We start from the raw sequence: 8088 nt of genomic DNA on the forward strand, positions 1-8088 counted from the left end.
TTTATTTCGTTATTTTTTTGGAAGTCAATACAGGCTTCTGTCGTTACCGTAAAACCTGGAGGGACAGGAAGTCCCAAGGAACTCATCTCGGCAAGGTTGGCACCTTTTCCTCCGAGAAGGTTTTTCATTTCCCTATTACCTTCAGTAGTTTCTTTTGAAAATGAGTATACCCACTTTGTCATACGCTCTCCCCTTTCCGTGGAATAAGTCTAAAAAAAAGAGGCACCTTTAGTGCCTCTTAATTAGTATGCTAGTCTTTCTTTTAAATATTGTTTTAAAGAGTCAATGGCCACTCTTTCCTGTTCCATTGTATCTCTATTTCTCACCGTCACGGCATTATCTTCAAAGAGTCGAAGTCAAATGTCACACAGAAAGGTGTTCCAATTTCATCTTGTCTTCTGTATCTCTTACCAATAGAACCAGCTAAGTCATACTCAGCCTTAAATTCCATTTGTAGATCTTTAAATAACTTAGTTGCAGGCTCATCAAGTTTTTTAACGAGAGGCAGAACTGCAACTTTAATAGGAGCAAGAGAAGGGTGAAACTTCATCACAACTCTTTCATTTTCCTTATCACCTTCATTTTCGATTCTAAAGGCATCACTCATGATAGCAAGTAGACATCTGTCACAACCAACTGATGTTTCCATAACGTATGGTAGATACTTTTTGTTATTGTCTTGAGCATCCGTATACATCAGGTTCTTTCCTGAATGTTCTTGGTGTTGCTTTAGGTCAAAGTCTGTTCTTGAGTGGATACCTTCCATCTCATCCCAACCATGAGCAAATTTATATTCAATATCAAATGCAGCATCAGCATAGTGAGCAAGGTCATCACCATGATCTTTCCATCTTAAGTTCTCTGGTCTTAAACCATTTGAAAGGTGCCAATTCCAACGAATTTCTTTCCACTCTTCCATTGAATCAACCTGAGTCCCTGGCTTAATGAAATATTGCATCTCCATTTGTTCAAATTCACGTGTTCTAAAAATAAAGTTACCTGGAGTAATCTCATTTCTAAATGCCTTTCCAATTTGAGCAATTCCAAATGGAAGCTTCTTTCTCATCGTTGTTTGAACATTGAGAAAGTTTGTAAAAATCCCTTGAGCTGTTTCTGGTCTTAAATATACTTTTGAAGAACTATCCTCAACAGGTCCCATTTGCGTGCTAAACATGAGATTAAAATCTCTTGGTTCAGTGAATGAATCCTTAGCACCACAGTTAGTACAAGGAGCTGTTGTATCAATCTTATCTTCTCTAAAACGTGACTTACAGTTTTTACAGTCAACCATTGGATCATTAAATCCATCTACGTGACCAGAAGCTTTCCAAACAGTTGGGTGCATAAAAATTGAAGCATCAACACCAACAACATCTGAACGAAAAGTCATGGCCTTCCACCACTTTTGTTTTAGATTATTCTTAAGTTCAATCCCATATGGTCCGTAGTCCCAACAAGATGAGAGACCACCATAGATCTCAGAACTTTGAAAAATGAACCCACGTCTTTTTGCAAGACTAACGAGTTGTGACATATCCTTCAGATTAGTTTCTGACACTCCGCACTCCTTACCGCAATAATAAGCTTAAAATTGCCGTCAGTATAACTCTAAACACAAGGTCTTTGAAGTCTATAAATCCCTATTTTTTAAGAATTTGACTATTATTCAACTACGCCCGAGAAAAACGCTCAAGAACTTTACTCCATTTGCCGAAAAAGAGTTAATGCGCATCTTAATTTATACAATTTTTATTCAACTACTCGTGTCCTGTTCAGTATTTCAGGCAAGAGATTTAAGCCCCAGAACACCTAGTTCTGATGTCATCTCTGCTGATTGCCTCAAGGCAGCGAAGGTTTTTGATCTCGATTACATTACTCATCCAAATAGAAGTCAATTTAAGGATGTCGACCACTTCTTTTATTTCTATGAAACAGTCCAAAAGTACAAGATTGATGAGTATAGACTCTTCACCTTGGCCGCAGACCCTGATCATAATAATTTCATTTCAATAAAATCTATTCGCGAGGCACAGTCCGTCCTTATTGCAGAAAGAAAGGACTATATGCCCGGTCCAATAATTAGGGGCCCAGAAGAAATTGATTTCTACGATAACCTTGGACGACCATGGGATGTTAAAACTCCAATTTCTCCAGGAGACTATGATAGTTGGCTCTTTGACATTGAAAAAGTAAAGAAATCAATTCGTCATCAACTAGGACAGACTTATGCAAACTTTCGCACCCAAGAAGAGGAACCTGTTAGAGTTCTCATTGATTTAAGAAAGACTAAAATTGTCGATCGCCACAAAGTAAATGGATGGATCTATGGAAGCCTCTCCCCGGAAGAAATCTCAAGAATTGAGATTATTCAGTAATTACTTATTTAAATACTTTTTCCAAGTTTTATGAATTATACGTTTATCGTGTAATCTCTGGATTGCTGATTCAATTGCAGCGTGAACTCGTGGAGGTGTTTTCTTACTGTAGATAATCCATTGAGGAACTGTTCTAAACTTAGTAGGGAGAACTTTCAAAGGAAGACCACTTTCTTTTACCAGGTAATTTAATCCTAAATCATGGTAATAAAAATATCTTAAATTCGTACCATTTAATTCCTTGAAAGCTTGATTGAAGCTTGTGAAATTATCATTTAATCGAATATCTTTTTGTTTCTTAATATACTTTGCCGAAGTTGTTCCATGGTAAGCTCCAACGATAATATCTCTGCTGACAAAGTCTCTAACTGTTTTTGGAATAAATTTCTCTGACGACTTGGCCGCAACCACATTACTGACATGATAGACAGGAAGCTTCGAATAAATAAACATTCCCTCTCGTTTTTCATTGCGACCGGCACCGCAAAAGACATGTCCTCTTCCCTCTTTTAACATCGAGAGAATTCTCTTTATAGGATAGAGCTTTTCATCAATATGTATATTCTCTACTCCCTCGCTGAGTTCTTTTTTTATATTAAAGTATATCTCATCGCAGAGTCCGACTTGCTCACTCTTATCTGTAAAGTATTTTGGTTTTGAGTTCTGTTTTAAGAAAACGATTTTTTGTCCTGCCATCACAGGCAAAGAAAAGCTAAGAAAACATAAGATATAGACAATTTTAGACATATCTTAATATAAACAAAGAATCCCTATATGAGTAGGCAGAAAAAAATGGAGCTGCTGGGGAGACTTGAACCCCCGACCTCTTCCTTACCAAGGAAGTGCTCTACCCCTGAGCCACAGCAGCTTAATCGAACCTCGGGTTTTAGCAGGATTTGCATTAACACCCTCTTCATATTTTTTATGAGAATTCGCTAAGCTGTCAATTGTAAAAACAGTCGAAAAGACATTCTCTTTTTGAAATATCAAATCATCTTCGAGATAAATAGCAGCATGCACCGCTTGCTTGTATGGAAGCCACACTCGAACAGGCCTATTATTTCTCATAATGACTTCTCTATCTTTAAGCTCTCCCTCGAAGTAGACAAGATCCCCAGCGCTCAATTTAGCTTCCGGGATTTCGACAAAATTCTCCTCAACCAAAGACTCAAATGCGTAGGGAGAGAGAAACTCTTCTCTCTCGGTTTGACCCATATCAATTTCTGAATACCTCATTGAGTTCCAAAAGCAATTTGGTACTCCACCTCGTTTGTAGAGCCCCTCTGATATCTCCCTGAACTCTTTCGATAATATCTAAATAGCTATTCGAAATATACTTATCGACTAAACTGCGACACTTTACTTCAGATACTCTCTCCAAGCAGCAAGTTATCCCCTTGTACTGATAATTATCTAAGGGGCAAACAAAAGAGTCCTCCATCTTAGAAGCAAAGGTAAATATCTGAAATATAGTAGAAGTAATCAAGATTAAGCTTTTCATCTCTCTAAAATACCAAAGAAATCCCTCTAAAAATGAGAAACTGTAAGCTTTACTCTACCCGTCTAAAACTTGGTCTATTTGCAGGACTGTAATATCTACTTTCTCTAATTTAATTAAGGACTTAGAAATCGTTCTCTGATATGAAGGAGGCTATGAAAAAATCAGAATTACTACTCCCATGCGGGAATATGGATATGTGCCTAGCGGCCATTCACGGCGGGGCCGATGCCATCTATGTTGGGATGCCCGGATTCAATGCTCGTGGAAGAACAGTCGATCACTCTGTCGAACAATTAAAAGAAATCATAGACCTGTGCCATCTCTATGGTGTCCATGTTCATGTGGCATTTAATATTCTGATTTTTGAAGAAGAGTTAGACTCAGCTATTGAAATGCTGAAGCAAGTTCTCCCTCTAGGTCCAGACGCCCTAATCATTCAAGACCTAGGTCTTGCAAAACTTGTAAGACAAATGGCACCCGAGCAGGTCATTCATGCCTCAACTCAAATGACTGTGACAAACCACAATGCTATGGAGTTATTGGAAGATTTACGAATCGATCGTTACGTTCTTGGAAGAGAAAACTCTATCAAAGAAATTAAAGAAATTAGAAAGAATACAGACAAAGAATTAGAAGTCTTTGTTCACGGTGCTCTATGTGTTGCCTATTCTGGTCAATGCTTTACAAGTGAAAGTATTGGAGGGAGATCAGCGAATAGAGGTCAATGTGCACAAAGCTGTCGTTTTTCATATGAAATGATCGTCGATGACTTACCAAGAGATCTCGTAGATCAAAAATATCTCGTTTCACCACAAGATCTATGCGGAATCAATGAAGTTCAAGAACTTCAAGAAATAGGTATTGAGTCTTTTAAAGTTGAAGGAAGATTAAAGTCTCCAGCCTTTGTCGGAACAGTTGCTAAGGCCTATAACAAGGCTCTTTATAGCGGTATTGTTCAAAAAGAAGATATCGAAAAAATGGCAATGAGCTACTCGAGAGGGTTCTTCTCGGGTTGGCTACATGGAGTTGATCATCAAAAACTCGTCAGAGGAACTTACCAATCACACAGAGGTGTCTATCTTGGAAAGGTTGTCACTACAGACCAAAAAGCAATCTATATAAAAACTGATACGACAATCACAAAAGGAATGGGTGTCATTATTTGTCATGATGAAAGGGAAAAAGAGCTTGGTTCTTCTGTCTACAATGTCATTGAAACGAAAGATGGACTCATCGGTTTGGAGCTAGATCGAAGTATCAATCTTGCTCTCATTGATTCTCGCTTCAGAGTTTATGTTAACTCTGCACCTGAAGTTCAAAAGGAAGTTGAGGCTTCCGTTAAAGATTACAATAAACAAAAAAGAATCCCTGTCACAATTGAGTTTAAAGCTCATGTTGATAATAAGGCAATCTATTCTATTTCAGATGAAGATGGTCATTGTGTCGAAGTCCTCTCAGAGGACAATCTTGAAGCAGCCAAGCGAGATCCTGACTTGGCAAAAGTTGAAAAAGACCTCTCTTCCCTTAGTCGTACAGCATACGAAGTAAAAGATTTTAAGTTAGACATGTCTGAGCAGAGACCTTTTCTTCACTCAAAGATGCTTAAGAATCTTCGTCAAAAGGCCATTGAGAAATTAAACGATCTCAGAGTTTCTGTAGGAAAAATCTCTCTTTACACGCCTGAGTTTACTAAAAGAGAAACCGTGCCATCACAGGTCAAAGGATTAAATATCCTCGTTAGAGAGCTTGATCAATTAAAAGAGCTCATCACATTTCTTGAAGCACATAATAGTGATACAAAAATTTCGATTATTTTAGACTACGAGTTCGGAAAAGATTATTACGAATCACTAGATCTCTTAAATGCACTTCCACATATTGAAGCGGGGATCGCAACAAATAGAATTCTCAAGCCGGGAGAATATCACCACTTAAATCTCTTAACGAGACTTAAGCCAGACTTTATTCTAGCGAGAAACCTTGGTGCCTTTAAATATCTAAAAGATAAAGATCCTTCTATTAAAATCAGAGGGGACTTTTCTCTCAATGTAGCAAACTCTCAAACCGCAAACTACCTATTAGATAAAGGTTTTGAATCACTGACAAGTTCGTATGATCTCAACGCTCAGCAACTGGAGACTCTTTTAGAGAAAACTGATAGCTCTAAAATAGAAGTTACAACTCACCAATATATGCCTAGCTTTCATATGGAACACTGTGTGTTCGCGGCTTTTTTAAGTGAAGGTTCTTCTTTCAAAGATTGTGGAAAACCATGTGAGCATCATAAAGTTGAGCTTAAGGATCAATTTGGAAATCGTCACTTTATCAAGGCTGATCAAGAATGTAGAAATACAATGTTCAATGCAGTCGCTCAATCAGCGGCCTTTCTCATTCCAAAACTTATGGAAAAGGGCGTTTGTCAGTTTAGAATTGAGCTTCTTCATGAAAGAGGTGAAGAGCTTACGAAGAAAGTTAGAAGTTATATTGATTATCTTGATGAAAAAATTGAGACTGATGAGCTTAAGGCAAATATTGGGGCCCTTGAAAAATATGGACTAGACTCCGGTCGTCTCTTAAAACAAGATACTTATCAAGATAGAAAGAAGTAAGTATACTACTTCTATGTGGTATCTCTATATAATCGAAACACAGAATGGCACCCTCTACACTGGGATCACAACTGATGTAGAAAGAAGGTTTCAAGAACACCTTAGTAACCCTAAGGGTGCAAAATATCTAAAAGCAAATCCGCCAAAAACTATTGTTCATACAGAAGAGTTTGAAAATAGAAGTCTTGCTTCCAAGAGAGAATGGGAAGTTAAAAAGATGTCTAAAAAAGACAAGCAAAGACTAATCCAAGGATTGAAGTAAGAAGGTTTTAATCTCCGATTCAAATTCAACTCCACAGCGAAAGAGATTCACCGGAGTTCCCTTTGTCACTTTATCTTGTCGTCTAATATAGCGTACAATTCCTTGTGTTTTAGTATTGGCCACGCCATCGACCTCAAGAAGCTTTAGAGTCGCTCCTTCTTTGATTCGTGCTAACTGTGAAGAGTTCAATAGCAGTCCCATTCCATGAGTAGAAATATCAACGATACGATATTCTTCTTCATTAACTAAATCGAGATAAGCATTGACTGCCAAGCGGCAACGTTTATTAGAAGAATAAGTGAGCTCGACTCTTGGTTTCTCCCTATTCTCAACAAACTGTGCGGTTATAGGAATTTTAAGCTTAATTTTTCCGTTCTTATTTCCAGCGTATTCACATTTAAGAGCAAAGTCTTTATCTAAAATATTGGCCAAGTAGAATGGTTTTTCTGGGCTTGGGTGATAAGGAGTTGTAAGATCATCAAGTTTGCAGACGAAGAATCTCTTCTTCACATTGATGTGAATGACTTTTACACTTCTAATTACTCTGTGTCCTGATTCCAGAAGCTGCCATAAAGTAATATTTCTTTCTTGAGTTCTCAAATTCTCAATAAAGGAAGGTATCTCAATATATCCTGCATCACGATAAATTTTGTCCATAACCTACTCTAATTAGAGGTAATAGTATTTACCGCACAAGACATTTTTTCAATATAAATTATTGTCAAAAGGGCCGATCTTCGGCTTTCTAGTTACTTAGGAATCAGACTCTGTGCATTAACTTAGGCTCAGTTCGTAGAGTTTCTTATACTCACCGTTATGGGCCATAAGCTCAGCATGATTTCCATCTTCGATAACTTGCCCTTCTTTCAGGACATAAATATGATCGTAATTCTGAATTGTTGTCAGCCTATGTGCTACCGCAACTACAGTCTTATCACTTGCAATCGACTCAAGTGCTTTTTGAACAATCTTCTCTGATTCATTATCTAATGCTGATGTCGCTTCATCAAAGAGAAGAACATCTGTATTTTGTAAGAATGCTCTCGCAATAGTGAGGCGTTGCTGTTGCCCCCCAGAAAGTCTCGCCCCTCTATCTCCAACGATAGTATCTGCTTGCTCTGGTAAGTCATCGATGTACTCTGAAGCATAAGCAACATTTAAAGCATGACGAATTTCTTCTTCTGAAAACTCTCCACCTAATTTCAAGTTTTCAATAATAGAGTCATGAAAGAGAAAGATATCTTGTGAAACAAGCCCAAAGAGATCTCTTAATGAACCAAGTTTGATATCCGTTAAGTCCTTTCCATCAATTGTAATCTTTCCTTTTTCAATAGGATAAAG

8 protein-coding genes, 1 tRNA gene and 1 pseudogene are annotated in these 8088 nt (G+C 37.7%); 3 read left to right on the forward strand and 7 right to left on the reverse strand.

The annotated features are described in order from the left end of the window. The coding region (locus tag M901_RS04715) for a PEP/pyruvate-binding domain-containing protein (protein WP_021277040.1) at positions 1–182 on the reverse strand (182 nt) is incomplete at its 3' end. A gap of 60 nt (positions 183–242) precedes the next feature. Then, a pseudogene (locus tag M901_RS04720) lies at positions 243–1534 on the reverse strand (glycine--tRNA ligase). 190 nt (positions 1535–1724) lie between these two features. Here M901_RS04720 and M901_RS04725 point away from each other — a divergent pair. After that, complete coding sequence (locus M901_RS04725; RefSeq protein ID WP_021277043.1) at positions 1725–2375, forward strand: hypothetical protein; 651 nt, start codon at positions 1725–1727, stop codon at positions 2373–2375. Here the strand turns inward: M901_RS04725 and M901_RS04730 are convergent, their stop codons facing one another. The 3 genes from M901_RS04730 to M901_RS16985 form a co-directional block, all read right to left on the reverse strand. Then, positions 2376–3122: an ABC transporter substrate-binding protein gene (locus M901_RS04730; protein WP_021277046.1), complete on the reverse strand. Its 747-nt coding sequence runs from the start codon at positions 3120–3122 to the stop codon at positions 2376–2378. It lies immediately after the preceding gene. A 46-nt stretch (positions 3123–3168) separates the two neighbouring features. Next, positions 3169–3243, reverse strand: a tRNA-Thr gene (locus tag M901_RS04735). Beyond that, positions 3207–3590 (reverse strand): hypothetical protein, encoded by a 384-nt coding sequence (locus M901_RS16985; RefSeq protein ID WP_157679835.1) that lies wholly within the window; start codon positions 3588–3590, stop codon positions 3207–3209. Before M901_RS16985 ends, M901_RS04735 begins: the two co-directional genes overlap by 37 nt. A 438-nt stretch (positions 3591–4028) precedes the next feature. On the opposite strand from M901_RS16985, the gene M901_RS04740 reads away from it, so the two are divergent. Together M901_RS04740 and M901_RS04745 are read left to right on the forward strand one after the other, a co-directional pair. After that, entirely contained in the window at positions 4029–6485 is a 2457-nt protein-coding gene (locus M901_RS04740) for a U32 family peptidase (protein WP_021277042.1), read from the forward strand. Between the two features lie 13 nt (positions 6486–6498). Continuing rightward, positions 6499–6747, forward strand: coding sequence for a GIY-YIG nuclease family protein (locus M901_RS04745; protein WP_021277047.1), 249 nt, complete (start codon positions 6499–6501; stop codon positions 6745–6747). On the opposite strand, the gene M901_RS04750 is transcribed toward M901_RS04745, so the two are convergent. Beyond that, entirely contained in the window at positions 6727–7404 is a 678-nt protein-coding gene (locus M901_RS04750; RefSeq protein ID WP_021277045.1) for a hypothetical protein, read from the reverse strand. The two genes, M901_RS04745 and M901_RS04750, sit on opposite strands and share 21 nt — an antisense overlap. Positions 7405–7521: 117 nt before the next feature. Further along, a partial coding sequence (locus M901_RS04755) for an ATP-binding cassette domain-containing protein (protein WP_021277041.1) occupies positions 7522–8088 on the reverse strand: 567 nt, incomplete at its 5' end.

Source organism: Bacteriovorax sp. DB6_IX (assembly GCF_000447775.1).
Lineage (GTDB): Bacteria > Bdellovibrionota > Bacteriovoracia > Bacteriovoracales > Bacteriovoracaceae > Halobacteriovorax_A.

Excerpts from the sequence above, each read along its gene's own strand:
- M901_RS04725 (WP_021277043.1), top strand. The coding sequence starts at position 1,725 with ATGCGCATCTTAATTTATACAATTTTTATTCAACTACTCGTGTCCTGT.
- M901_RS04730 (WP_021277046.1), bottom strand. The coding sequence starts at position 3,122 with ATGTCTAAAATTGTCTATATCTTATGTTTTCTTAGCTTTTCTTTGCCT.
- M901_RS16985 (WP_157679835.1), bottom strand. The coding sequence starts at position 3,590 with ATGGGTCAAACCGAGAGAGAAGAGTTTCTCTCTCCCTACGCATTTGAG.
- M901_RS04740 (WP_021277042.1), top strand. The coding sequence starts at position 4,029 with ATGAAAAAATCAGAATTACTACTCCCATGCGGGAATATGGATATGTGC.
- M901_RS04745 (WP_021277047.1), top strand. The coding sequence starts at position 6,499 with ATGTGGTATCTCTATATAATCGAAACACAGAATGGCACCCTCTACACT.
- M901_RS04750 (WP_021277045.1), bottom strand. The coding sequence starts at position 7,404 with ATGGACAAAATTTATCGTGATGCAGGATATATTGAGATACCTTCCTTT.